At 74.0% G+C, this 23712-nt stretch carries 23 protein-coding genes and 1 tRNA gene; 3 read left to right on the top strand and 21 right to left on the bottom strand.

The window, feature by feature from the left end; translation table 11 throughout:
* Positions 1-252: 252 nt before the first annotated feature.
* The 11 genes from ACWEPX_RS31095 to ACWEPX_RS31045 all read right to left on the bottom strand — a co-directional run bounded on the left by ACWEPX_RS31095 (position 253) and on the right by ACWEPX_RS31045 (position 9728).
* Entirely contained in the window at positions 253-999 is a 747-nt protein-coding gene (locus tag ACWEPX_RS31095) for an alpha/beta fold hydrolase (RefSeq protein ID WP_451900836.1), read from the bottom strand.
* Between the two features lie 67 nt (positions 1000-1066).
* The gene (locus tag ACWEPX_RS31090) at positions 1067-2833 is read right to left on the bottom strand and encodes an SDR family oxidoreductase (RefSeq protein ID WP_451900835.1); all 1767 of its coding nucleotides are present in this window, start codon (positions 2831-2833) and stop codon (positions 1067-1069) included.
* Between the two features lie 77 nt (positions 2834-2910).
* Positions 2911-3669, bottom strand: coding sequence for a MerR family transcriptional regulator (locus ACWEPX_RS31085; protein ID WP_451900834.1), 759 nt, complete (start codon positions 3667-3669; stop codon positions 2911-2913).
* 251 nt (positions 3670-3920) lie between these two features.
* Positions 3921-3997, bottom strand: a tRNA-Leu gene (locus tag ACWEPX_RS31080).
* An 88-nt stretch (positions 3998-4085) separates the two neighbouring features.
* Complete coding sequence (locus ACWEPX_RS31075; RefSeq protein ID WP_451900833.1) at positions 4086-5411, bottom strand: NAD(P)/FAD-dependent oxidoreductase; 1326 nt, start codon at positions 5409-5411, stop codon at positions 4086-4088.
* A 102-nt stretch (positions 5412-5513) separates the two neighbouring features.
* Positions 5514-6026, bottom strand: a complete 513-nt coding sequence (locus tag ACWEPX_RS31070; RefSeq protein WP_451900832.1) for a hypothetical protein — start codon at positions 6024-6026, stop codon at positions 5514-5516.
* The gene (locus tag ACWEPX_RS31065; RefSeq protein WP_451900831.1) at positions 6023-7336 is read right to left on the bottom strand and encodes a DUF58 domain-containing protein; all 1314 of its coding nucleotides are present in this window, start codon (positions 7334-7336) and stop codon (positions 6023-6025) included. The genes ACWEPX_RS31070 and ACWEPX_RS31065 overlap by 4 nt, the downstream gene beginning before the upstream one ends.
* A gap of 54 nt (positions 7337-7390) precedes the next feature.
* A complete protein-coding gene (locus ACWEPX_RS31060; RefSeq protein WP_451900830.1) occupies positions 7391-8359 on the bottom strand; it encodes an AAA family ATPase in 969 nt (322 codons plus the stop codon).
* On the bottom strand, positions 8356-8814 hold the full coding sequence (locus ACWEPX_RS31055; protein WP_451900829.1) for a hypothetical protein: 459 nt from the start codon (positions 8812-8814) through the stop codon (positions 8356-8358). The genes ACWEPX_RS31060 and ACWEPX_RS31055 overlap by 4 nt, the downstream gene beginning before the upstream one ends.
* Complete coding sequence (locus ACWEPX_RS31050) at positions 8811-9500, bottom strand: DUF4129 domain-containing protein (protein ID WP_451900828.1); 690 nt, start codon at positions 9498-9500, stop codon at positions 8811-8813. Before ACWEPX_RS31050 ends, ACWEPX_RS31055 begins: the two co-directional genes overlap by 4 nt.
* A 42-nt stretch (positions 9501-9542) precedes the next feature.
* On the bottom strand, positions 9543-9728 hold the full coding sequence (locus ACWEPX_RS31045; protein WP_451900827.1) for a DUF397 domain-containing protein: 186 nt from the start codon (positions 9726-9728) through the stop codon (positions 9543-9545).
* Between the two features lie 329 nt (positions 9729-10057).
* Between ACWEPX_RS31045 and ACWEPX_RS31040 the strand changes: the two genes are divergently transcribed.
* The gene (locus tag ACWEPX_RS31040) at positions 10058-10945 is read left to right on the top strand and encodes a helix-turn-helix domain-containing protein (RefSeq protein WP_451900826.1); all 888 of its coding nucleotides are present in this window, start codon (positions 10058-10060) and stop codon (positions 10943-10945) included.
* On the opposite strand, the gene ACWEPX_RS31035 is transcribed toward ACWEPX_RS31040, so the two are convergent.
* Both ACWEPX_RS31035 and ACWEPX_RS31030 read right to left on the bottom strand, forming a co-directional pair.
* Positions 10946-11221: a hypothetical protein gene (locus tag ACWEPX_RS31035; protein ID WP_451900825.1), complete on the bottom strand. Its 276-nt coding sequence runs from the start codon at positions 11219-11221 to the stop codon at positions 10946-10948.
* Between the two features lie 101 nt (positions 11222-11322).
* Entirely contained in the window at positions 11323-12018 is a 696-nt protein-coding gene (locus tag ACWEPX_RS31030) for a uracil-DNA glycosylase (protein ID WP_451900824.1), read from the bottom strand.
* Positions 12019-12060: 42 nt separating this feature from the next.
* On the opposite strand from ACWEPX_RS31030, the gene ACWEPX_RS31025 reads away from it, so the two are divergent.
* Positions 12061-13545 (top strand): S10 family peptidase, encoded by a 1485-nt coding sequence (locus ACWEPX_RS31025; protein WP_451900823.1) that lies wholly within the window; start codon positions 12061-12063, stop codon positions 13543-13545.
* Here ACWEPX_RS31025 and ACWEPX_RS31020 read toward each other — a convergent pair.
* From ACWEPX_RS31020 to eno, 5 genes are all read right to left on the bottom strand, one after another.
* Positions 13542-14495, bottom strand: coding sequence for a Ppx/GppA phosphatase family protein (locus ACWEPX_RS31020; RefSeq protein ID WP_451900822.1), 954 nt, complete (start codon positions 14493-14495; stop codon positions 13542-13544). The two genes, ACWEPX_RS31025 and ACWEPX_RS31020, sit on opposite strands and share 4 nt — an antisense overlap.
* Positions 14496-14551: 56 nt before the next feature.
* Positions 14552-15814: a lytic transglycosylase domain-containing protein gene (locus tag ACWEPX_RS31015; RefSeq protein ID WP_451900821.1), complete on the bottom strand. Its 1263-nt coding sequence runs from the start codon at positions 15812-15814 to the stop codon at positions 14552-14554.
* A gap of 204 nt (positions 15815-16018) precedes the next feature.
* Positions 16019-16513, bottom strand: a complete 495-nt coding sequence (locus ACWEPX_RS31010; protein ID WP_451900820.1) for a DUF501 domain-containing protein — start codon at positions 16511-16513, stop codon at positions 16019-16021.
* Complete coding sequence (locus ACWEPX_RS31005; RefSeq protein ID WP_451900819.1) at positions 16510-16956, bottom strand: FtsB family cell division protein; 447 nt, start codon at positions 16954-16956, stop codon at positions 16510-16512. Before ACWEPX_RS31005 ends, ACWEPX_RS31010 begins: the two co-directional genes overlap by 4 nt.
* The gene (gene eno / locus ACWEPX_RS31000) at positions 16956-18242 is read right to left on the bottom strand and encodes a phosphopyruvate hydratase (protein WP_451900818.1); all 1287 of its coding nucleotides are present in this window, start codon (positions 18240-18242) and stop codon (positions 16956-16958) included. Before eno ends, ACWEPX_RS31005 begins: the two co-directional genes overlap by 1 nt.
* A gap of 128 nt (positions 18243-18370) precedes the next feature.
* Here eno and ACWEPX_RS30995 point away from each other — a divergent pair, with 128 nt between their 5' ends.
* Positions 18371-18757 (top strand): tetratricopeptide repeat protein, encoded by a 387-nt coding sequence (locus tag ACWEPX_RS30995; protein WP_451900817.1) that lies wholly within the window; start codon positions 18371-18373, stop codon positions 18755-18757.
* On the opposite strand, the gene ACWEPX_RS30990 is transcribed toward ACWEPX_RS30995, so the two are convergent.
* Genes ACWEPX_RS30990 through ACWEPX_RS30980 form a run of 3 tightly spaced genes read right to left on the bottom strand, consistent with a single transcriptional unit; the run spans position 18754 to position 23711 of the window.
* The gene (locus ACWEPX_RS30990; RefSeq protein ID WP_451900838.1) at positions 18754-19542 is read right to left on the bottom strand and encodes a lytic transglycosylase domain-containing protein; all 789 of its coding nucleotides are present in this window, start codon (positions 19540-19542) and stop codon (positions 18754-18756) included. The genes ACWEPX_RS30995 and ACWEPX_RS30990 overlap by 4 nt on opposite strands.
* A gap of 58 nt (positions 19543-19600) precedes the next feature.
* Positions 19601-20437 carry a class I SAM-dependent methyltransferase gene (locus ACWEPX_RS30985; RefSeq protein WP_451900816.1) on the bottom strand — a complete coding sequence of 279 codons (837 nt, stop codon included), beginning with the start codon at positions 20435-20437 and terminating at the stop codon, positions 19601-19603.
* Positions 20438-20492: 55 nt separating this feature from the next.
* A complete protein-coding gene (locus ACWEPX_RS30980; protein WP_451900815.1) occupies positions 20493-23711 on the bottom strand; it encodes a S41 family peptidase in 3219 nt (1072 codons plus the stop codon).
* Position 23712: the final 1 nt, after the last annotated feature.

Genomic DNA, 23712 nt, shown 5'->3' with positions numbered 1-23712 from the left:
GCCGCTAAACTGGCCAGGGCGTGAACGGGCTTCGCCCGCATCGCCGCTCTTCACGCCCAGCGGCGTTTCGCTTAGGGGTCCCCGCGAATGCGAGTTCACCCCATCGGACCCACCCACCAAGCCGCGCAACCGGAAGGGGGATCGGGCGATGGGTGTGCTGGAGTTCGTCGGCCGCCTGGTGGACCACCCACCAAGCCGCGCAACCACAATACCACCCACGCAACCCGCCTTCTTTGCGAAGCGCAACAGCCCTCAGACCGCTACCGCAGCCGCACAGTTGCGAAGGATCACCGAAGCCACCGCCTCAGGATCATCCCCCATCGGCACATGCCCGCACCCCGGCAACGACACATGCCGAGCCGACGGCAACACCTCAGCACACCGCCGAGCCTGCCGCGGCCACAGAATCCGATCCCGACTCCCCCACGCCACCGTCACCGGCACCGCAGGCTCCGGCCCCAGGTAGAAGTAGTCCCGCCCCCCAGACGCGATCACCGCGTCGAACCCAGGCGCAGCAGCCATCGCCGCCATATCAGCCAGCATCACCTCAGCCGTCAACCACGACGGCCGCCCGAACAGCAGACTCCCACCCACCGCCCGCGCAAAGCGATTCCCGAAGACCACCTTCTGCACCGAGGGCTTCAGCCGCGCTGTCAACCGGATCCCGCTGAGCACCCGGATGGCCCACGCCCGGTCCCGCGCGGTCCAGAAGCCCGCGGGCGACAGCGCCGTCGCCGAGCGCACGAGGTCGCGGGCAGCCAGTTCGATGGCGAGCATCCCGCCCAGGGAGTTCCCCGCGACGTGCGGCCGGTCGATCCCCAGCCTGCCGAACACCTCGACCAGCGCATCGATCGCCCCCGGCACCGTGTACGGCCCGGTCAGCATCGGGGAGGCGCCGAACCCGAACAGGTCCAGCGCGATCACGTCGTGGTGGGCGGCGAGCCGGTCGATGACCGGTTCCCACGCCTGCCAGCGGTGGCCGATGCCGTGCAGCAGCACCAGCGGTTCCCCGGAACCCCGGCGCTCGTAGCTGACCTCGATCTCCACGATGGCTCCCTCTTTTCCGTCACGGGCCGAACACGCGGGCGCGGGCGAACCGGCGCAGCAGGCCGGGGGCGAAGCGGGCGGCCAGCCGGGCCGCGCGGGCCTCCGGGGTCACCGGCAGCACGGGGATGCGCTCGCGCACCGCGCGCACGATCTCCGCGGCGACCTTCTCCGGGCCGTAGCCGCGGCGCGCGTAGGCCGCGGTGGCCTTGCGGCGCATGCGGTCCTGGTCGGCCACGCCCACGAACGTCGTGGTGTTGGTGATGTCCGTGGCGACGATCCCCGGGCACACGGCCGTCACGGCGACGCCCCGGTCGGCCAGCTCCGCCCGCAGGCAGTCCGACAGCATCAGCACCGCGGCCTTGCTCGACGCATACGCCGACAGCGCGCGGCTCGGGGTGTACGCGGCGGCGGAGGCGATGTTGACGATGTGCCCGCCCTCGCCGGACTCGGCCATCAGCGCGCCGAAGGCCCGGCAGCCGTGCACGACGCCCATCAGGTTCACGTCGAGCACCCGCCGCCAGTCGTCCGGGGTGGTGTCGAGGAAGCTGCCCGCCATCCCGATGCCCGCGTTGTTGACCACCACGTCGGGCACGCCGTGCTCGGCGGTCACCTCCTCGGCGAGGCGGGCCATGGCCGCGGCGTCGGCGACGTCGACCGCGTGCGGGTAGGCCGCAGGCCCGATCTCGGCCGCGGTCCGCTGCGCCGCCGCGGCGTCGACATCGGCCACGACGACCTCGGCCCCCAGCGCGGCAAACGCTTGCGCGGTGGCCCTGCCGATCCCGCTGCCCGCCCCGGTGACCACGACGAGCTGCCCGGTGAACCCGGTGACGCCCGCCCTGGCCCGCTGCAACCCCCGCGTCGACGGCTGCCCGCCCACGTGGTCGGCGAACTCGGCGACCATCCTGGCCACCACGCCCGGATGCGACACCGGCGCCCAGTGCCCGGCCTCGATCCGCCGCCGCCACAGCCGCCCGACCCAGCGTTCGAGGTCCTCGGCCAGCGCCGGGGAGACGAACCGGTCCCGGGTGGGGATGAGCACCTGCACCGGGACCTCCGCGGGGCGCGGGCGGGGCCTGCGCATGCGGGTCAGCATGTTCGCCCGGTACAACCGCACCCCGCGGGCGCCGTCGGCGGCGATGGTCGGGGCCGGGTGGCCGGGGGTGGGCGGCACGCCCTCGGTCGCGGCCAGCAGCGCGCCCCACCGCCGCCCGATCACCGTGCGCCAGGCCAGCGCAGGCAGCACGGGCACGTGGAAGAGGTAGATGTACCAGGAGTTGGTGAGCTGGTTGAACACCGCGCGCAGGTTGGCGGGGGTCGGGCGGGCCAGCCTGCGGCGCATCCAGTGCGCGGCGTGGTCGAGGCACGGGCCGGAGATGGAGGTGTAGGAGGCGATCAGGCCGGGGGCGGCGGGGTCGGTCACGGCCTCCCACGCCTGGATGGAGCCCCAGTCGTGCGCCACGACGTGGGCGGGGCCGCCCGCCACGGCGTCGAGGACGGCGAAGAGGTCCTCGGCCAGCCGCTCGGTCCGGTACGCCGCGCGCCCGCGGGGGGCGTCGGACTCGCCCGCGCCGCGCACGTCGTAGCGCACCACGTGGAAGTCGTCGGCCAGCCGCTCGGCGACGCCGTCCCACATCCGGTGCGTGTCGGGGTAGCCGTGGACCAGCAGCACGGTCGGGGCGTCGGGGTCACCCTGCTCGAAGACCGCGAGGTCGACGTCGCCGGAGCGCACGACGCGCCTGCGGACCACGAGGTTGCGCTGGGGGAACGGCAGCGGATCGGTGGCCATCGGCGGCTCCTCGGCGTCGGGTCACCGCCCAGGGGTGATGTCGGCGTTCCCGGCGAACGTTACAACGGCCATTGTCATCATTCAACCCGGCCCGCGTCCCGCTTGGCCTTGGCCACCATCGCGATCAGCCGGTCGCCCATGATCTGCGGGATCACCCGCTGCGCGGAGCGGTCGACCGCGGCCGAGAGGGCGGACATGACCAGCGGGTGCAGCCGGGAGATGACGTCGGCGTAGTGCGGCAGCTCGTCGCCGCTGGGCAGCCAGTCCGGGCCCTTCGGGTCCAGCACGTACTGGCGGACCATGCCGACCAGCAGCGCGGTGATCCGGTCGGTCTCGCTCTGCAACTCGGCGGCCAGCCGCAGCGCCTCGGCCAGCGGGACGCCGAGGTTGACCAGCTCGCGGCCCGCCTCCAGCAGCTTGGGGCTGGGGGCGACGAAGTGCGCGCCGTGGCGCTCCAGCACGTGCAGCTCGACGGCGCGGCGGACGGTGGCCGGGGTGATCTGGCCGCCGAACATGCGCACCAGGTCGGCCATGCGCACGACGGCGGGCTGCTCGTGCGACCACGCCGCGCCGGTCGCCTCCTCCAGGCCGAGCACGTCGGCCAGCGAGTGGCCCGCCTGCCAGGCGTCGAGCATCTCCTTGATCTGGGCGAAGGCGTAGCCGCGCTCCAGCATGGCCAGGATCAGCCGCAGCCGGGACAGGTGCGCGTCGCCGTAGATCGCGGCGCGGCCGCGGCGCGCGGGCGGCGGCAGCAGCTCCCGGTCCTGGTACACGCGCACGTTGCGCACCGAGGTGCCCGCCGCGCGGGCCAGGTCGTCGATCCGGTATTCCGCCACCCCGGCAGCTTAGAGTGCCGGTCCGGTTGCCGGTTGCGCATCCACTGAGGACAGTGGTGGGTTGCCGCCGAGCCGATCCCCCGGTTCCGAAAAGGACCAACAGGTCGGTTTGCGCCGTTGCGCCGATCGGCCCCCGGCGAGCGGCCGTCAGGCCGTTGACCGCGGCAGATCAGCGGTGGTAGGCGCATCCACTCCGGACAGGCGATCCGGTGGCGGAAACCGTTGCGTAGCCACCGGATCACTGCCTGTCATGGTGCCCCCGACCGGATTCGAACCGGCACTCCACCCCTTTTAAGGGGGCTGCCTCTGCCTGTTGGGCTACGGGGGCAGCCGCAGCCTAAGGCGCGAAGGCGCAGCTCGGGATAGGTTTCCGCGGTTTCCCTCCGGCTGGCCCAGTCGCTTTGAGCCGTTTGCCGTCAGCCCTTGGACACCCGAGCGAACTCCGCCTTGGGGTCGTTGATCTGCCCCATCGAGATCACCTCGCGCCGGAAAAGGCCGCCAGCTAACCAGTCCAGCGTGATCCTGGCCTTGCGGTTGAACGTCGGCATGGCCTTCACATGGTACGCGCGGTGCATCGACCAGGCGATGAACCCCTTGGCCTTGATGTTCATGACGTCGCCGACGCCCTTGTGCAGCCCGAGGCTGGCGACCGAGCCGAGGTTCTTGTGGTAGTAGTCCCGCGGCTCGCCGCCGCGCATCGCCTTGACGATGTTCTTGGCCAGCAGGCGGGCCTGCCGCACGGCGTTCTGGGCGTTGGGCGCGCAGATGGCCGTCGGGTCGTCGGGGGTGCGCGAGAGGTCCGGCACCGCGGCGCAGTCGCCCGCGGTCCAGGCGTCGGTCAGGCCCTCGACCCGCATCGACGCGCTGGCGCGCAGCCTGCCCTGCTTGGTCAGCGGGAGGTCGGAGCTGGCCAGCACCGGGTTGGACTTGACGCCCGCCGTCCACACGATGGTGTCGCTGTCGAACTCGGTGCCGTCGGAGAGCACCACGTGCCCGTTCTCGAACGACTTGGCGAGTGTGGACAGGTACACCTCGATGCCGCGCTTCTCCAGCTGCATCACGGTGTAGACGCCCAGGCTCTCGCGCACCTCGGGCAGCACGCGCCCGGCCGCCTCGACGAGCACGAAGCGCAGGTCCTCGGGCGAGATGTTCTTGTAGTACTGGGTGGCGAAGCGGGCCATGTCCTCCAGCTCGCCCAGGGCCTCGATGCCCGCGAACCCGCCGCCGACGAAGGTGAAGGTCAGCAGCTTGCGGCGCAGGTCGGGGTCGAGCGTGCTGTCGGCCTGATCCAGTTTGGTCAGCACGTGGTTGCGCAGGTAGATCGCCTCGCCGATGGTCTTGAAGGCGACGCCGCACTCGGCCAGGCCGGGGATGGGCAGCAGCCGGGCCACCGAGCCCAGGGCGACGACGAGGATGTCGTAGCCCAGCTCCTCGAGGTGGCCGTCGGGGGCCTCGATGGTGACGACCTTGCGGGCGTGCTCGATCTTGTTGGCGCGGGCGGTGATCACGTGGCAGCGCTTGAGCGTGCGGCGCAGCGGGACCACGACGTGCCGCGGCTCGATGGCGCCTGCGGCGGCCTCGGGCAGGAACGGCTGGTAGGTCATGTGCGGCTGCGGGTCGACCACGGTCACCGACGCCTCGCCGGAGCGCAGCTTGCGCTGGAGCCCCAGCGCCGTGTAAAGCCCGACATAACCGCCACCGAGGATCAGGATTCGGGTCGGCTCCGACTTAGTTCGCGCCATACCTGCAATGGTGGCACTGGTTAAGGCGCCCCGCGAGGCGCCCCCACGTTGGTGTGACGGGGGTCGCGCGCGGTGTTTCCGCAGGTGTGACGGGGATCGCCGTCACCTGCGGGATCGTTCAAGAAGAATCACCGCCAGGGCCATCCCGGCAGTGGAGAGCAATGCGGCGAATTCCACAGCGGGCGGTGTCGGGCCGGTCGGGAGAAAAGTCGCGGCTATCACAATGAGACCCGCACCGCATTGGATCGCCGCCGCCCTGCGCAGCGGCGCGACCAGCGCCGCGCCGTGCACCCGGGCGCCCCGGGGCAGCACGGCGGCCAGGCCGGAGGCCAGGTGCAGGGCGTGGGTCAGCGGGATCAGCGCCAGCAGCGCGGGCGACAGCGGCGCGGGCGCGCTGAACGCCACCGCGCACGCGGCCAGCGCGATCAGCACCAGCGCCACCGGCGATGCGGGCAGCAGCACGCACAGCACCGCCAGCACCGCGCCCAGCCAGCGGGTGAAGCCGGGCGTGCCCGCGATGACCAGGTCGGCGACGATGCCGGCCGCGGCGACGCCGATCGCGGCGCGCAGCCACAGCGCGGAGAAGCGCCTGCCGACGTCGAGGGCGTCGCTCATCTGCGCCTCCTGATCCGGCGCAGCGCCTCGGCCGGGTTGTCGGTGACCGGGACGCCCTGGGCGGCCAGCGCGGTCCGGCGGGCCTGGTGCTCGACCTCGATGATCCGGCGCACGACCTCGCCCCACTCGGTGCCCGGGTCGGCGACCAGCGGCCGGGGGAGGACGTCGACGCAGATGACCGCGGTGCCGTGCCGGGCGGCCCGGACCACGCAGTCGACGATGGCGTCGTCCAGCAGCGGGGTCAGCACGACGACGACCGCCCCGGCGGGGACCCCGCGCAGGACCGGGCGCGGCGCCCAGCCCGCGGACCGGGCGCAGGCGACGAGCTGGTGGCGGATGCGCAGCAGCTGCCGGTGGCCGACGCCCGGGGGCAGGCCGAGCTGCGGGCGGCCGAGGTCGACCAGCCCCACGCGGTCGCCTTGGCGCAGGTAGCCGGTGGCCAGGCCGACGACGGTGCGCACGGCGGTGTCGAGGCTGCCGCCCGGGCGCACGCCCGCCGGGCCGGTCGACCAGTCGACGACCTCGGCCCCGACGTCGACCCGGGAGTCGATGGCGAAGAGCAGGTCGGCGTCGGCCTCGGCGTGCCGCTCGCGCACGTGCAGGGCGCCCATCGGCAGCCCGGTCGCCGCGCCCGCCCGCAGCGTGACCCGCCAGTCGATGCGGCGCACCCGGTCCCCGGGCTGGAAGGGGCGCACGGCGCGCAGCTCGGTCCCGTCGCCCGGGCGCGGGGCGCGGTGCACCCCGACCAGCCCGGCGACCCGCGGCGGCAGCGGCCCCGGCGGCTGCGGCTCGGCGGTCGGCAGCACGGTCCGCCGCCCCTCCGGCCCGGTCACCGGCCCGGAGATCAGCAGCGCGTCCCGCCCGGCGGCGAGGTGGTCCGGCCGCAGGTCGACGCCCTCGCCCCAGGCGTCCCAGCGCAGCCGGGAGGCGTAGTGCGGCGCGCGCGGCAGCAGGTGCACCGGACCCGGCCCGGTGTCCTGCGGACCGGGCAGCCGCACGGCGATGAACTCGACGCCGGGGTCGCAGTCCGCGGTGACGGCGAGATCCCCGGTTCCCCCGGAGTCGACCGTGCGCGGCACCCGCCCGGCCCGCACCTCCGGCACCCGCCCGACCGGCACCACGAGCGCCAGCACGGTCCCGATCAGCAGCGGAGCCCCCACCAGCACGAGGTCGACCCGGTGCGCGACGACGCCCGCCGCCACCAGCCCGACCCCGCCCACGGCCCCGCGGAACAGGGCGTCGGTCCCGCGCCACCCGCTGCCCCGGACCGCCTGCCGGGCCCGCACCCACTCCAGGACCCGGTTGCTCACAGCCCGCCCCCGGCCGGTGTCGCGGTTCGCCCGCCGCTGGTGGTCACCGGGGCCTCAGCGGGTGGTGGCCGGGCCGGGGACCGAGGCGAGCAGGTCGGTGACCACCTGGACGGCGGTCGTGCCGGTGCTCCACGTCTCGGCGCGCAGGGTCAGCCGGTGGGCGAGGGCGGGGACGGCGCACTCCTTGACGTCCTCGGGGAGCACGTAGCCGCGGCCGTCGAGGACGGCGAGGGCGCGGGCGACCAGCACGAGGGCCTGCGAGCCGCGCGGCGACGCGCCGACCTCCACCGCCGGATGCTGGCGGGTCGCGCGGGTCAGGTCGACGCAGTAGCGCAGGACGTCGTCGTCGACCGGGACCTGCTCGACGCCCTTCTGCAGGTCCAGCAGGGCCTCGGTGTCGATGACGCGGGCGACGGCGGCGTCCTCGGTCTGGCGGGCCAGCCTGCGGCGCAGCACCTCGACCTCCTCGTCGGCGGGCGGGTAGCCGATGTCCAGGCGCAGGAGGAAGCGGTCGAGCTGGGCCTCGGGCAGCGGGTAGGTGCCCTCGTACTCCACCGGGTTGGCCGTGGCCAGCACGTGGAACGGGCGCGGCAGCGGGAAGGTGCGGCCCTCGACGGTGACCTGCCGCTCCTGCATGGCCTCCAGCAGCGCCGACTGCGTCTTCGGCGGGGTGCGGTTGATCTCGTCGGCGAGCAGCAGGCCGGTGAACACCGGGCCGGCGCGGAAGGTGAACTCCCGCTCCACCGGGTCGAACAGGAACGAGCCGGTGAGGTCGGCGGGCTGCTGGTCGGGCGTGCACTGCACGCGCGCGAAGTCCAGGCCGAGCGCGGCGGCGATGCCGCGGGCCAGCAGCGTCTTGCCCAGGCCGGGCACGTCCTCCAGCAGCACGTGCCCGCCCGCGAGCACGGCGGCCAGCGCCAGGCGCACGGTGCGCTCCCGGCCGACCACGACCGCGCCCACCGCGGCGCGCACCCGCGCCCCGGTCTCGGCGATGCGCAGGATGTCCACGCTGGACGGGGTCACGCTTCCTCCAGTCGATCGAGCAGCGCCGCCAGCCGGTGCGGCGTGGGCGGCGTGTCGGCCACGAGCAGGTCGTGCTCGGGGCCCAGCAGGGACCTGACCCGCGGATCGTCCACATCGGACAGATCGGGCCACCGCGCGCGCAGGCTGGCCAGCACCAGCCCGCGCAGCCGCGGCTGCACGCGGGAGCGGAACCGGTCGGGGTCGGCGGCGGCCTCGGCGAGCCTGCCGGTCAGCGTGGCCGCCTGGAGTTCCGCCGCGGCGGTCGGCACGTCCGGCACCGGTGTCCACAGTGGCTCCAGCGGCCCGGACAGCCGCGCGCCCAGGGCGGCCAGCGCCGCGGCCGGGACGGCCAGCGCGACCGCCCAGAACACCGGCACCCGGCCGGGCCAGGCGGCGAACACCCCGACGGCGACCCCGGCCAGGACCGCGACGACCACCACGCGCACCGGGCTCATACCAGCGTTTCCTCGATGCGCGCCAAGGCCGTGCGCGCGGCGGCCACGTCGGCGCCGCTCACCTCGCCTGCGAAGCGGGCGCGGTGGTAGCGCGTGCGCAGGTCCGCCAGCGCGGCCGGGTCGACGGCGTGGTCGGCCAGCACGCGCGCGGTGAACTCCGAGGGCGTCTCGGCCGGGTCGCGGCGGGTGCCGCAGGACGCGGCCGCCCGCTCCAGGGCCACCCAGGCCGCGATCACCGCGTCCCCGGGCGGCCCCGCGGCGCGCTCGGCCACCTCGGCCATCCCCGCGCGCACCGCCGTCCGGATGGCCTGGGCGGCATCCTCGCCCGCCGCCTCGACCGCGCGCACGGGCGTGGACGCGCGGCGGCGACGGCGGCGCCCGCGCAGGCCGAAGGAGACCAGCACACCCGCCGCCCCGATCAGGGCGAGAACGCCGACCGCGGCGAGCAGCAGGCCGACGCCCACGCCGCCGATCAGGTCGAGCACCGACCCGTCCCCCGGCGCCGCGCCCGCCTCCCCCGCCTGCGGCGGGCGGTCGGGGCGCTCGGCGAACCAGGGCGCGTCCGGCTCGACCGGGATCGCCGACCCGCCGCGCGCGGCGGCCAGGGCGACCACCAGCAGCGCGGCGACGGCGAGCGCGACTCGGGCGCGGGGCGACCACGCCAGGGTGCGCTGGGATGCCGGCATGGCAGGCAGCATGCCACGCCGACGGCGGTGCGCGGGTCGCGCTCAGGACTCGGCTGCCGCCTTGACGAAGGCGACGAAGCAGGCGCCGACGTCCGGGGAAATGTCCAGAATTTGGCCGGGATTCTTCGAGTCGCGTATGCGGACCCGGCCCGCGGCGGCGCGCAGCTCGACGCAGTCGTTATTCACGCTGCGCCTGCTCCGTCGCCATTCGCTTCTGACAGCGGACACCGCTCCCCCTATCTTGGTGAGATAGCCATAACGCGACGATTATTCCGGGTGCGACTTAAAGGCAGAATCCGCTGCCCGGGTGCGGATGATCCGCCGGATGTCCCATGCGAACAGTGGCTACGCAGCGTCAACTTCGGCCACGAGGCGCACCGCCCGATCGGGAACGCCACCCGCCGACCCGACTACCAGGTGAAATCCCGGCACGCAGCGTGCTAGGTTGCGATCTGCCGTGTTGCGAACGGCCACATGGCCACCCGCCGTCAATCATTCAGCCGCACGGATGATCACCAGTTAGGCTGAGATCCGCTCCCCACTCAGCGGAGGTAGCTATGGCCCGTGGAAGGCAGCCCGACCCCAAGGTCCAGCGCAGGCGCCTCGGCGACACGCTCCGTGTCGAACGCGAGCGCGTCGGCCTCACCCAGGCGGAGGCCGCGCGCGCGGTCGACTGGTCGCTGTCGAAGCTGCTGCGCATCGAGAACGCCGCCGTCGGCATCTCCACCTCGGACACCAGGGCCCTGCTCGCCGTCTACGGCACCGCCGACGACGTGTCCGAGCAGCTGCTGGTCATGGCCAGGGAGTCGCGCAGGCCGTCCTGGTACGCCAAATACCGCAAGGTGCTCAGCCCGGAATACCAGACCCTGCTGTCCTATGAGGATTCCGCGACCGCCATCCGGCACGTGCACCCGTACCTGGTGCCCGGCCTGCTCCAGACCCCCGGCTACGCCCGCGCCCTGCTCGGCGCCGCGCACGAGGGCGAGAAGCTCGACGCGCTGATCGCCGCCCGCATCGACCGGCAGGCCATCCTGCACGAGGACCCCGGCCCCGAGCTGTCCTTCCTGATCGACGAGGGCGCGCTGCACCGCATGGTCGGCGGCCCGCAGGTCATGCGCGAGCAGCTGCGCCACCTGCGGCACCTGGCGGACAAGCGCAACATCGACATCCGGGTCATCCCCTACGACGCGGGCGTGCACCTGGGGCTGTGGGGGCCGTTCGTGGTCATGCTGCTCGACGGCGGCTCGGTGATCGTCTACGTGGAGAACGCGGGCGCGGACTACATCGTCCGCGACGGCTCGCCGCGCATCGACGAGTTCAGCGCGCGGCTGACGGCCACCGCCGAGGTCGCGCTCAGCGCGAGCCAGACCAAGGATTTCCTCGAAGACCGGATCGCGCACCTGGTCGCCAAGCCGACCGGCCCGCGCTGGACGCGGGCGCGCTGATCAGGGCCGGGAGCGCGGCATGGCCCGCGGCGCGCGGGCCGCGGGCCGGGTCCGCCGGGGCGCGGCCCGCCGCCGCACGCACGCGGCCCTGGGCACGCGGATGGCCACCAGCGGCTCGGCCGCGGCGCCGACGGCCATCGCCGCGCCCAGGCCGACCAGCACGGAGGGCAGCCAGCCGAAGCCGCCGAGCCGGTGCACGGCCAGTGCGGACAGAACTGCGGCAATTGCGCTCCAGACGCCGACCACGGCCAGGCCCAATGCCATTCCGGCCCGCACGCGCATCACATTGGCGATGGTGCCACAAGCGCGGCGGAGCGGTCCAGTGCTCACCATTCCCACAACCGGTCGAACTGTTTCGGCGCTGAATTGACTGATTCTCAGATACCGGCGGCGTCGCGGGCCAGCGCCAGCACCTCCTCGACCATCGCGGGGGTCAGCTTTCCGGTGAAGGTGTTCTGCTGGCTGACGTGGTAGCAGCCGAACAGCGCCAGCGGCGGGCCGTCGTCGCGCGCGGGCAGGGTGTAGCGCGCGGCGTGGCCGAACTTCGGCCGCGGCACGGGCACCGCCCAGGCGACGCCGAGCAGCGGCAGCAGCGCCTGCCAGCCGAACGCGCCGAGCACGACGACCGCGCGCAGCGTCGGGCGCAGCAGCGCCAGCTCCCTGGTCAGCCACGTCCCGCAGGTGTCGCGCTCCTGCGGGGTCGGCTTGTTGGCGGGCGGGGCGCACTTGACCGGCGCGGTGATGCGGGTGCCGATGAGGGTCAGGCCGTCGCCGATGTGCGTCGCGGTGGGCTGGGAGGCCAGGCCGACGGCGTGCATCGCGGCGTAGAGCACGTCGCCGGAGCGGTCCCCGGTGAACATGCGGCCGGTGCGGTTCGCGCCGTGCGCGGCCGGGGCCAGGCCGACGATGGCCAGCTTGGCGTCGGCCGGGCCGAAGCCGGGCACCGGGCGGCCCCAGTAGGTCTGGTCCCGGAAGGCGGCCCGCTTGACCCGCGCGACCTCCTCGCGCCAGGCGACCAGCCGCGGGCAGGCCCGGCACCCGGTGACCTGCCGGTCGAGTTCGGCCATCGACATATCCCGAAGCTACCCCCGGGGCGAGCACGTAATCTCGGCGGCATGCCATCAACCGACGCCCCCGACGACACCGCCGCGGCGACGCCCGCGGACGCCGCCCGCCCCGAGCCGACCGACGACCTGGTGACCACCCACCACGTGCTGTCGGCGGGCAGGCGGAAGCTGAGGTACACGGCCACGGCAGGCCGGATCGTGCTGCGCCAGGAGGTGACCACCGACGGCAAGTTCACCGGGCACGTGCCCAAGGCGTCGGTGTTCCTCACCGCCTACACCCTCGACGACGCCGACCCCGGCTCGCGCCCGGTGACCTTCGCGTTCAACGGCGGGCCCGGCTCGTCGAGCACCTGGCTGCACCTGGGCGTGCTCGGCCCGCGCCGGGTCGTCAGCGGCGACGCGGGCGCCCCGGTGGGCCCGCCCTACGGGCTGGTCGACAACGCCGAGTCCCTGCTGGCGCACAGCGACCTGGTGTTCATCGACCCGATGTCCACCGGCTACAGCAGGCCGGTCGACGGCGAGGGCGCGCAGGACCACCTGGGCTTCACCGGCGACCTGGAGAGCGTCGGCGAGGTCATCCGGCTGTGGACGACCCGCAACGGCCGCTGGCTGTCGCCGAAGTTCCTCGCCGGGGAGTCCTACGGCACCACCCGCGCGGGCGGGCTGGCGCTGCACCTGCAGCAGCGGCACGGGATGTACCTCAACGGGCTCATCCTGATCTCGTCGGTGCTGGACTTCAGCACGCTGAACTTCCAGGAGGGCAACGACCTGCCCTACGCGCTGTTCCTGCCGACCTACGCGGCCATCGCCCACTACCACGGCCTGCACGGCAAGCGCCCGCTGCAGGAGGTGCTGGCCGAGGCCGAGGAGTTCGCCGCCAAGGACTACCCGTGGGCGCTGGCGCAGGGCGCCAGGCTCAGCGCGCAGGAGCGGGCAGCCGCGGTGACCCGGGTGGCGAAGCTGACCGGGCTGACCGAGGACTACATCGACCGGGTCGACCTGCGCATCGAGCACATGCGGTTCTTCGCCGAGCTGCTGCGGCCCTCGCGCCGCACGGTCGGCAGGCTCGACGGGCGCTTCACCGGCTGGGAGTCCGACTACGGCCGGGAGCTGAGCGTGGACGACCCGTCGGCGACGGCGATCACCGGCGCCTACACCGCGGGCATCAACCACTACGTGCGCGCGGAACTGGGCTACACCAACGACCTGCCCTACGAGGTGCTCAGCGTCGACGCGCACAAGGCGTGGTCGTACAAGGACTTCGAGAACGCCTCGGTCACGGTGACCGACCGGCTGTCGAAGGCCATGCGCGGCAACCCGCACCTGAAGGTCCACGTCGCCTCCGGCTACACCGACGGCGCCACACCGTACTTCGCCACCGAGCACACCCTCGCGCATCTGTCCATCCCGGACGAGCTGCGGGGCAACATCGAGGTGAAGTACTACCCCGCGGGGCACATGATGTACGTGCACGAGCCGTCTCGGGTGCAGCAGTGCAAGGACCTGGCCGCCTTCGTGAAGTCGGCGTCCTAGAGCAGCGAGAGGGCGATCCCGTCGAGGATGTCGTGCTCGGAGACCACGATGTCCTCGACGGGGCTCTCGGCGAACACCCGCGCCGCCAGCGCCCGCAGCACGACCGCGCCGCCGCCGATCACGTCGACCCGGCCGGGGTGGATGACCGGGTTGGCGGCGCGTTCGTCGTGGGTGGAGGCCAGCAGGGTGTCGGCCAGCTCGGCGAGCTGGGCCGCGGAGAGCCGGGACAGGTGCACCGCGTCGGAGTCGTACTCCGACAGCTTCAGCGCCAGCGCGCCCAGCGTGGTGACAGTGCCCGCGACGCCGACCCAGGTGCGGGCGGCGGCGACCGGGACCGCGGCGAAGGCCGGGGCCAGGACCTCGGCGGCCAGCGCGTCGGCCGCGGCGACCTCGGCCGCGGTCGGCGGGTCCGAGCGCAGGGCGCGCTCGGTGATGCGCACGCAGCCGATGTCGACCGAGCGGGCGGCCTCGACCTGCGCGCGCGCCCCGTCCCACGTGCCCAGGACCAGCTCGGTCGAGCCGCCGCCGATGTCGACGACCAGGAACGGGCCGTCCTCGGGGTCGAGGTCGCCGACCGCGCCGGTGAAGGACAGCCGGGCCTCCTCGTCGCCGCTGATGACCTCGGCGGGCGCGCCCAGCAGCTCGGCGGTCATGGTGAAGAAGTCGTCGCGGTTGGCGGCGTCGCGCGTGGCCGACGTGGCGACCATCCGCACGGCTTCGGCGCCCTTGCGGCGCAGGATGGCGGTGTAGTCGGCCAGCGCGGCCCGGGTGCGCGCCAGCGCCTCCGGGGCCAGCACGCCGGTGGCGTCGACGCCCTGGCCGAGCCGGACGATGCGCATCTCCCGGTGCACGTCGCGCAGCCAGTGCGTCCCGTCGTCGCGGGTGGTGACGTCGGCTACCAGCAGCCGGATGGAGTTCGTTCCGCAGTCGATCGCCGCCACACGGGTCATGGCCGCAGCTTAGGGGAACCGGCTCCCCGCGCGCCGGGAGCCGGTTCCCGCCCCGATCAGGTCGGGGTGGCGCTGGTGAGCGAGGTCGGCGTCGGCGAGGTGGGCGTCGTGGTCGACGCCTCGGTCGCCTGCTCCCCGCACGGGTCCTCGACCGGCGTGGTCGTCGTGGTGGGCGCAGTAGTGGGCGCCGTCGGCTCGGTGGTGCTGGTCGGCGTCTCGCACGGCGGCGTCGTCGTGGGTTCCGTGGTGGTCGTCGTCGTGGTGGTCGTGGTCGTCGGGTGCGTGGACCGCGTGGGCCGGACCGGCGGCGGGACGGTGCCCGGTCGGGTGGGCGTGAGCGACGGGACGGGCCGCGTGGTCGTCGGCGACGTGGTCGGCGCGGGCGTCGGCGTGCCGCTCGACGGCGGGGGCACCTGGCCGCTGCCGGAGTTCGACGGCGGCGGGGGCTGGGCGATGTCGGTGACCGGCGTGGACGGCAGCGGCCGCACGCCCCTGGCGTAGGAGTCGGCCCACACGATGACCGTGCGCACGTAGCTGTCGGAGTTGTTGTAGCGGAAGATGGCCGTCGCGAGCTGGCGCGGGTCGGACAGGTCCATCCCGCCTGAGCACAGGTACTTGCCCGCGCCGACGGTGGCGTCGTAGATGTTGTTCGGGTTGGTCTCGCCGTCGCCGTTGCCGTCGGCGGCGTAGCCCGCCCAGGTCGACGGGATGAACTGCATCGGCCCGACCGCGTGGTCCCACACGGTGTTGCCGTCGTAGCGCCCGCCGTCGGTGTCGCGGATCGCGGCGACCGGGCCCGCGCCGTTGAGCTCGGGGCCGAGGATGCGGCCGATGGTGTCGCCCTTGGCGTCGGCGCGCCCGCCTCGGGCGTGGCCGGACTCGATGCGGCCGATGCTGGCCAGCAGGGGCCACTTGAGGTTGCAGTTCGGCGTGGTGGCCGAGAGCGTCTGCGCGGCGCGCATGTACGCGGTGAGCATGTTGCCCGGGATGCCCAGCGGGCCGGTCGGGTAGCCGGCCGTCGGCCCGCCGGTCAGCGCCAGCAGGTCGGGCTTGTCGGCCAGGTCGAGGATCCGCGGGCCGAGCTTGTCGTTGGCGGGCTTGGAGCCGTCGGCCCCCAGCGTGCTCGGGTCGTCGAGCTGGCCGAGCCCGCCGCCCGCGTTGCCCGCGAGCGCCACGCCGTCGGCGGCAGGCGCCAGCCACGGCGCGGGCTCGCCCGCGACCGCGACGGGGACCAGCAGCATCGCGCCAGCCGCGGCGACGGCGCTGCGCCGCCTGGCCCGGTCGCGCCCTCTGCGGTGCCGTGCCTGCTTCGCACTCACGATGGTTGACCCGCCCCTCGTGTCGAACGCCACCCGTGACCCGATCGGCGAACGGGCGACCCAACGTGTCCGGCCACCTACCATGCCTCATCCGTGGCCCTGAGTCACCGGATCTTGGGAAAATCTCAGGGAGGACGCCCGAAGGTCTGCTCCCCGTTGCCCTTCCGGACGTTCGGTTGTCACCTGATGCGCGAAAGTGCCCGTTTAGTCGGTACCCGCGGTAGCCGCCGCGCAGTCGCCAGCGGGCCACTCCCCGGCCAGGCGCGCCAGCGCCTCGTCCCCGAACGGGTTCACCCCGGGCCCCTTGGCCAGGGCGTGGGCGACGTGCACGTGCAGGCACTTGACCCGGGTGGGCATGCCGCCCGCGGTCACCTCGGTGCCCAGCGGCTCGATCGCGTCGCGCTCGGCCAGGTAGGACTCGTGCGCGGCCCGGTAGGCGGCGGCCAGCGCGTCGTCGGCGGCCAGCCGCTCGGTCATCTCCCGCATGAGCCCGGTCGTCTCCAGCGTGCTGACCAAGGAGTTCAGCCGGGGGCAGGTGAGGTAGTAGAGCGTGGGGAACGGCGTGCCGTCGGGCAGCCGCGGGCTGGTCTGGATGACGTTGGGGTGCCCGCTCGGGCAGCGCGCGGCGACCGCCCGCACCCCGCGCGGGGCGCGGCCGAGCTGCGCGGCCACGACGGCGACATCGGCTTCGGCGATCATCCCGCCATCGACTCCCACAACTCCTGGTACCACGCCTGCTCGGCCAGCGGGCCGGTCTGCTGCTGCGGCTGCGCGCCGCCGGGCAGCTCCACCATGAACGGGGTCTCCCCCGGCAGCACGAACCGCAGCCGGGCGCGAGCCTCGGCGCGGATCTGCTCGGGGTCGGCCAGCTCGGCGCGGCGGCGCTCCAGCTGGTCGACCTGCGCGCGCAGCTCGGCCTGGCGCTGCTCCTGGGTCGCCACCTCCGAGCGCTGCGACAGGTAGGTGCGCAGCGGCACGGCGACGCTGAGCGCCAGCGCGCAGACCACGGTCGCCAGGATCGCCGCCCGCCGGGTCGTGGTGACCCCGAACGGCAGGCTCAGCCGGGCGATGCGCGCGGACAGGCCGCGGACCGGCCCGCGGGCGGCGGGCCGCCGCCCGCGCGACCGGTCCGGGCCCGCCATCAGGACTCCGCGGCGAACCGGGGGAAGGCGAGGTCGCCCGCGTACCGGGCGGCGTCGCCGAGGGTCTCCTCGATGCGCAGCAGCTGGTTGTACTTGGCCACCCGCTCGCTGCGCGCCGGGGCGCCGGTCTTGATCTGGCCGACGCCGGTCGCCACCGCCAGGTCGGCGATGGTGGTGTCCTCGGTCTCCCCGGAGCGGTGGCTCATCATGCTGCGGTAGCCGTAGGAAGTGGCCAGGGTGACCGCGTCCAGCGTCTCCGACAGCGTGCCGATCTGGTTGACCTTGACCAGCAGGGCGTTGGCCGCACGGCGGGCGATGCCCTCCTCCAGCCGGTCGGGGTTGGTGACGAACAGGTCGTCGCCGACGAGCTGCACGCGCTCGCCGAGGTCGGCGGTCAGCCGCACCCAGCCGTCCCAGTCGTCCTCGGCCAGCGGGTCCTCGATGGAGACCAGCGGGTAGGAGTCGACCAGGCCCGCGTAGTAGGCCGACATCTCCTCGGCGGACTTGCGTGCGCCCTCGAAGGTGTAGGCGCCGTCGGAGAAGAACTCGGTGGCGGCCACGTCCAGGGCCAGCGCGATGTCGCGGCCCACGGTGTAGCCCGCCTTCTCGATGGCGGTGACGATCAGGTCCAGCGCCTCGCGGTTGGTGCCCAGGTTGGGGGCGAAGCCGCCCTCGTCGCCGAGGCCGGTGGCCAGGCCCTTGCTCTTCAGCACGGCCTTGAGCGAGTGGTAGACCTCCGCGCCCCAGCGCAGCGCCTCGCGGAAGGAGTCCGCGCCGATCGGCGCGATCATGAACTCCTGGATGTCGACGTTGGTGTCGGCGTGGGAGCCGCCGTTGAGGATGTTCAGCATCGGCACCGGCAGCACGTGCGCGTTGGGCCCGCCGAGGTAGCGGAACAGCTCCAGGCCGCTGGACTCCGCGGCGGCCTTGGCCACGGCCAGCGAGACGCCGAGGATGGCGTTGGCGCCCAGGCGCGACTTGTCCGGCGTGCCGTCGAGGTCGACCAGCTTCTGGTCGACGATGCGCTGGTCGACCGCGTCGATGCCGGTCAGCTCCGGCCCGATCTGGTCGAGCACGGCGTTGACCGCCTTCTCCACGCCCTTGCCCAGGTAGCGACCGGGGTCGCCGTCGCGCAGCTCGACCGCCTCGTGCTCGCCGGTCGACGCCCCGGAGGGCACCGCAGCGCGGGCCAGCGTGCCGTCGTCCAGCGCCACCTCCACCTCGACGGTGGGGTTGCCGCGGGAATCCAGGATCTCGCGTGCGCCGACCTGCTCGATGACCGCCACGTCTGCTCCTCACAAAGCGTCCTTCGTGTCGGCTCCGAGCCTAGCGGGACGCCTGTCCGGTCAACGCCCTGGCACGCGGTGTCGCCGCTATCGAAAACGCGCTGCGTGCGCGTACTGTGGAGTGGACCATGACCCAGGACCACGAGCACACGTTCGCGGCGTTCCGCCAGGCGGAGCAGCTGGTCGCCCAGCGCCGCCCGCTCGACGCGCTGGCCGCGCTCGGCCCGGTCCTGGAGGCCGAGCCCAACGCCCCGTCGGTGCACCTGCTCGCGGGCCGGGCCTACCTGGGGTCGGCCCAGCTGCGCCGGGCCGAGGCGGCCTTCCTGCGCGTGCTGGAGCTGGACCCCACCGACCACTACGCCCGCTTCGCCCTCGGTCGGACCCTGCAGCGGCAGAGCCGCCTGGAGGAGGCGCAGACCCAGCTGCGCATGGCCGTGGCGATGAACCCCGCGCCGGAGTACCAGGAGGCCTACGGCGAGGTCTCGGCCCGGCTGGCGGTCGAGCGGGACCGCTAGCGGCCCTCGCCGATCTCGGCGGCCTTGCGCGCGTAGGCGTCCGCGCCGGAGTAGACGTCGCGGGCGTAGCGCTCGGAGGCGTTGTAGGTCAGCACGGCCTTCCACCAGCCCGCGCCGGTGGCCAGGTCGCCGCCGCTGGCGCACAGGTAGCGCGCGGCGGTGAGCGAGGCGTCGTCGACGTTCTGCGGGTCGGCGGGCGCGCCGTCGTCGGTCGCGCGCAGCGCCCAGCGGGCCCAGGTCTCCGGCAGGAACTGCATCGGCCCGACCGCGCGGTCCCAGCGCAGGTCGCCGTCGAGGACGCCGCGGTCGGTGTCGACCACGGCCAGCACGCCGGGCGAGCCGTCCAGCGGGATGCCGATGATCGGCTTGGACAGCCGCCCGTCGGGGTTGACCCGGGTCCCGTTGTACTGCCCGTGGTGGGACTCCACCCGGCCGATGCCCGCCAGCGTCGTCCAGGTCAGGTTGCAGCCGGGCATCGTGCCGCGGATGCGCGACTCGGCGTTGACGTAGGCCACGATCGTCCGCGCGGGCATGTCGGTCTCCGCCGCCAGCCGCGCCGCCCACCCCGACAGGTCCGGCTCGACCGGCGCGGGCCTGCCCTGCGGCGCGGCCGCCCCGGGGTCCACGTCCAGCGGGGTCACCACGAACCCGCTGGCCCGCGGCCGGTCGGCCCACTCCACCACGAAGATCCCCGCCCCGGCGACCACCAGCAGCACGACGGCCAGCGCGAGCCTGCGCAGCGGTCGGCGGACCCGGGGCGGGCGGGGCGGATCAGCGGTCAACATGTCGGCCACGTGACCCAGGCTACGTGCCCGCGATCGCCGTTCGGCGCACCCCGGCGCTTCAGCCCTTCACCGCGCGCAGGGCGTACAGCAGCGGGATGCGGGGCGCGTCGTCGGGCAGGCGGTGCCACGGGCCCCGGGTGTTGATCATCCGCGACCAGCGCTTCCAGGGGATTTCCGGGGTTTCGCGCAGCAGGTCGATGCGCAGGCCCGCGGCCAGCAGGGCGGTGGCGACCTCGGCGATGCTGTGCCGCCACTCGTAGAAGTCGGTGGCCTCGGTGAGCTGGGGGCCGTCGGTGTAGGTGTAGGTGCCGTCGACCTTGATGGGGCCGCGGCCGGGCAGGTAGTCGTCGATGACCACCAGGTCGTCGGACTCGGACGGGATCAGGCCGAGGGTGTAGAGGAACGGGTGGAACTCCACCAGGTAGAGGAAGCCGCCCGGGCGGAGCAGCGCCGCGACCTCGCGGGCCCAGCGGTCCAGGTCGGGGACGAAGACGAGCGCGCCCTTGCCGGTGTAGACGACGTCGAAGCGCGAGCGGCCCAGCGCCTCCGCGGCGTCGAGCACGTCGGCGTGGACGTACTCGATCTCTGGCGACGCGGCGCGGGCGACCTCCAGCGACGCGCTGGAGATGTCCAGGCCGGTGACGCGGGCGCCGCGGGCGGCCAGGGCGCGGGTCTCGCTGCCGATGTGGCACTGGAGGTGGACGACGTCGCGTCCGGCCAGCTCGCCCAGGTCGGTCCACTCGTGCGGGGCGAACCAGGCGTCCGGCTCCTCGGCGTAGAAGCGGCTGGCGGCGTGGATGGGGGTGCGGGCGTCCCAGTTGGCCTCGTTGGCCCGGATCATCGCGGCGTGGTCCATGCCGCCGATCTTGCCGTGGGAGGCCAGGCGGCCTCCCACGGCAATCGGGTGATCAGCGTTGGGTGATCAGCGTTGGGTGATCAGCGTTGGGTGATCAGCGCAGCGGCGGGATGTCCGGCGGGGTCAGCGCCGGGCGCTCGGCCAGGGTCTCCAGCGCGATGCGCACCGCGGTGTCCAGCTGCGGGTCGCGGCCCGCGGCGTGGTCCTGCGGGGTGACCGGCACCTCGACGTCGGGGTCGACGCCGTGGTTCTCGACCCCCCACTCGTAGCCCTGCATCCAGGTGGCGTACCGGGGCTGGGTGACGAGCGTGCCGTCCACCAGCCGGTACCGCATGTCGATGCCGATCACGCCGCCCCAGGTGCGGGTGCCCACGATCGGGCCGATGCCCAGCGCCTTGATCGCGGCGTTGACGATGTCGCCGTCGGAGCCGGAGAACTCGTCGGCCACCGCGACCACCGGCCCGCGCGGGGCGTCGGACGGGTAGGTCTCCAGGTAGTAGTCGTCGCGGGCGCGGCCCCAGCCGACGATGCGCCGGGACAGCTTCTCGATGATCAGCTGCGACAGGTGCCCGCCGCGGTTCTCCCGCAGGTCGACCACGATGCCCTCGCGGCGCATCTCCATCCGCAGGTCGCGGTGGAACTGCGCCCACCCGCTGGCGATCATGTCCGGCACGTGCAGGTAGCCGATCCGCCCGTCGGAGGCGGCGTGCACGTGCGCCCGCCGGTCGGCCACCCACGCCTGGTAGCGCAGCGGCTCGTCGTCCAGCAGCGGCTCGACCACCACGCGCCGGGCCGCGCCGCCGTCCTTGGGGACCACGGTCAGCTCGACGGGCTTGCCCGCCGTGCCCACCAGCAGCGGGAAGGGGCCGCGGTCCGGGTCGACCGGGCGCCCGTCCACCGCGGTGATCGCGTCGCCCGCGCGCACGGCGACGCCGGGGGCGCGCAGCGGCGAGCGGGCCCGCGGGTCGGAGCTCTCGCCGGGCACGATGCGGGTGATCCGCCAGGTGCCGTCGTCGTCGCGGGCGAGGTCGGCGCCGAGCAGGCCGAGCCTGCGCTTGTCGTCGGCGCCCGCCCCGGGCGGGGTGACGTAGGCGTGCGAGGTGTCCAGCTCGCCCTGGACCTCCCACAGCAGGTCGACGAGGTCGTCGTGGGAGCCGACGGTGTCCACCAGCGGGCGGTACCGGTCGAGCACGCCCGCCCAGTCGACGCCGCCGAGGTCGGCGCGCCAGAAGTGGTCGCGCATGAGGCGGCCGTTCTCGTCGAACATCTGCCGCCACTCCGCGGCCGGGTCCACCCGCACCCGGATGCGGCTGAGGTCGACGCCGATGTTGTCCTCGGAGCGGTCGTCGGAGTCGGCCTTGCGGTCGGCGGGCACGACCCGCAGCGCGGCGCCGTCCTTGACGACCAGCCGCTGCCCGTCGCCGCTGGGCCACACCCGGTCGAAGCCGTCGACCAGCGTGTCGATCTTCAGCTTGGCCAGGTCGAAGCGCTCCAGCACCGAGCGCGGCTCGGCCTCGCCGAGCACGTCGAGGTCGTCGCCGAGGGAGCCGGTGAGCGGGTCGCGGCGCCACAGCACGCCGCCCTTGACCGCCCACAGCTCGGAGAAGCGGGCCGCGGGCACCGGGAAGGCGACCACCCGGTCCTCGATGCCCTCGACGTCGACGCTGGTGCGCGGGGTCTTGTCGTCGTCCCGGTCGCCCCGGTCGCCCTTGTCCCCGCCCTTGTCGTCCTTGTCGTCGCCGAAGGGCCTGCCGTCGCGCAGCGGGGCGAACGGCGACGGCGTGGTCGCCGCCAGCGGGACCAGGTAGGGCCGGGTGCCGTTGGCGAAGGAGAGGTCGAAGACGTGGACGTCGTAGATCGGGTCGAAGCTGCGCGTGGACAGGAACGCGATGTGCTTGCCGTCGGTGGTGAACGCGGGCTCCCAGTCGACGAACCGCAGCGGGGTCACGTCCACGATGGACAGATCGCCGGTGTTGACCATGCGGATGTGGCGCAGCGGGTCCGGGCCCGGGTGCGACCAGGCCAGCCAGGTCGAGTCCGGGGAGAACACCAGCCCGGTCGGGTCGGATTCGGTCGCCCGCACGACCTCGCGGATGTCGCCGTCGTCGGTGTCGACCAGCAGCAGCCGCCCGTCGTGGGTGGTCAGGCCGACCCGCTTGCCGTCGGGGGCGGCCACCAGCTCCAGCACCCGGCCCAGCTGCCCGGCGCCGACCCGGCGCGGGCGCTCGCCCGGCTCGCGGCCCGCGACCGGGGCGAACTCCAGCGCGTCCTCGCCCTCGGCGTCGGTCACCCAGACGACCTGGCCGGTGTCGCCGAGCACCCGGGGCAGCCGCCCGCGCACGCCGTCGGCCACGCCGAGGGCGCGGACCGGGCCGTCGCGGTGGGTCAGCCAGTGCACGGTGCCGCGCACCTCGACCACGCTGGCGCGCCCGGTCTTGTCCGGGCCGAGGTCGCCCAGGTGCGGCGCGGGCGAGATCGGCCGGGGCTGGCGGGAGACCCGCGGGCCGCCCAGCCGGATGTCCACCGGGCGGGGCTCGGCGTCGAGGTCCTCGTGCAGCCAGATCCGCCCGGCGCGGTGGTAGACGACGCGCTGGCCGTCGGTGGTGGCGTTGCGGGCGTAGAACTGCTCGTGGTGGGAGTGCTTGCGCAGGTCGGAGCCGTCGGGCAGGCAGGAGTAGAGGTTGGCCGTGCCCTCGTGGTCGGACAGGAAGGCCACCCGGCCGACGACCCACATCGGGGACTGCAGGTTCCCATCCACTTCGGACAGGATGCGGGTGAACCCGCCGCTGCCGTCGGCGTCGACCCAGATCTTGCCCGCGGTGCCGCCGCGGTAGCGCTTCCAGTGCGCGGGCTCGCGGAAGTAGACGCTGCTGATCACCACGCCGCCGCCGTCGGCGACGTCGACGTCGGCGACGTGGCCGTAGGGCAGCCGGGTGGCGGGCGAGCCGTCGGTCGGCACGGCGTAGGCCCACGACCGCGACCGCGACGCCTGGCCCACCGACGAGGTGGCCAGCACGCGCCCGTCGGGCGTCCAGCCGCGCACCGAGGTCCGCAGGTCGCCCCAGTAGGTCAGGCGGGTGCTCGGGCCCCCGTCGACGGGGGCCAGGTGCACCTCGGGCTCCACGTCGCGCTGGCTGCGCCAGGCGATGGCCGTGCCGTCGCGGGACAGCCGGGGGTTGGCCACCGGCACCTGGTCGGCGGACACCCGCCAGGCACGGCCGCCCGCGACGGGCGCCAGCCACACGTCGTCCTCCGCGACGAACGTGATCAGGTCGTGGCGCACATGGGGGAATCTCAGGTAGGCGTCGGTCACC

Source organism: Actinokineospora sp. NPDC004072, assembly GCF_053604195.1.
This window is presented reverse-complemented; position numbering and strand designations above follow the sequence as displayed.

Coding starts and splice junctions, on each gene's coding strand:
- ACWEPX_RS31005 (WP_451900819.1), bottom strand. CDS start 16,956: ATGGCGGGCCCGGACCGGTCGCGCGGGCGGCGGCCCGCCGCCCGCGGG.
- ACWEPX_RS31030 (WP_451900824.1), bottom strand. CDS start 12,018: ATGTCGATGGCCGAACTCGACCGGCAGGTCACCGGGTGCCGGGCCTGC.
- ACWEPX_RS31070 (WP_451900832.1), bottom strand. CDS start 6,026: ATGAGCGACGCCCTCGACGTCGGCAGGCGCTTCTCCGCGCTGTGGCTG.
- ACWEPX_RS31020 (WP_451900822.1), bottom strand. CDS start 14,495: ATGACCCGTGTGGCGGCGATCGACTGCGGAACGAACTCCATCCGGCTG.
- ACWEPX_RS31055 (WP_451900829.1), bottom strand. CDS start 8,814: ATGAGCCCGGTGCGCGTGGTGGTCGTCGCGGTCCTGGCCGGGGTCGCC.
- ACWEPX_RS31090 (WP_451900835.1), bottom strand. CDS start 2,833: ATGGCCACCGATCCGCTGCCGTTCCCCCAGCGCAACCTCGTGGTCCGC.
- ACWEPX_RS30995 (WP_451900817.1), top strand. CDS start 18,371: ATGACCCAGGACCACGAGCACACGTTCGCGGCGTTCCGCCAGGCGGAG.
- ACWEPX_RS31075 (WP_451900833.1), bottom strand. CDS start 5,411: ATGGCGCGAACTAAGTCGGAGCCGACCCGAATCCTGATCCTCGGTGGC.
- ACWEPX_RS30990 (WP_451900838.1), bottom strand. CDS start 19,542: ATGTTGACCGCTGATCCGCCCCGCCCGCCCCGGGTCCGCCGACCGCTG.
- ACWEPX_RS31040 (WP_451900826.1), top strand. CDS start 10,058: ATGGCCCGTGGAAGGCAGCCCGACCCCAAGGTCCAGCGCAGGCGCCTC.
- ACWEPX_RS31010 (WP_451900820.1), bottom strand. CDS start 16,513: ATGATCGCCGAAGCCGATGTCGCCGTCGTGGCCGCGCAGCTCGGCCGC.
- ACWEPX_RS31050 (WP_451900828.1), bottom strand. CDS start 9,500: ATGCCGGCATCCCAGCGCACCCTGGCGTGGTCGCCCCGCGCCCGAGTC.
- ACWEPX_RS31025 (WP_451900823.1), top strand. CDS start 12,061: ATGCCATCAACCGACGCCCCCGACGACACCGCCGCGGCGACGCCCGCG.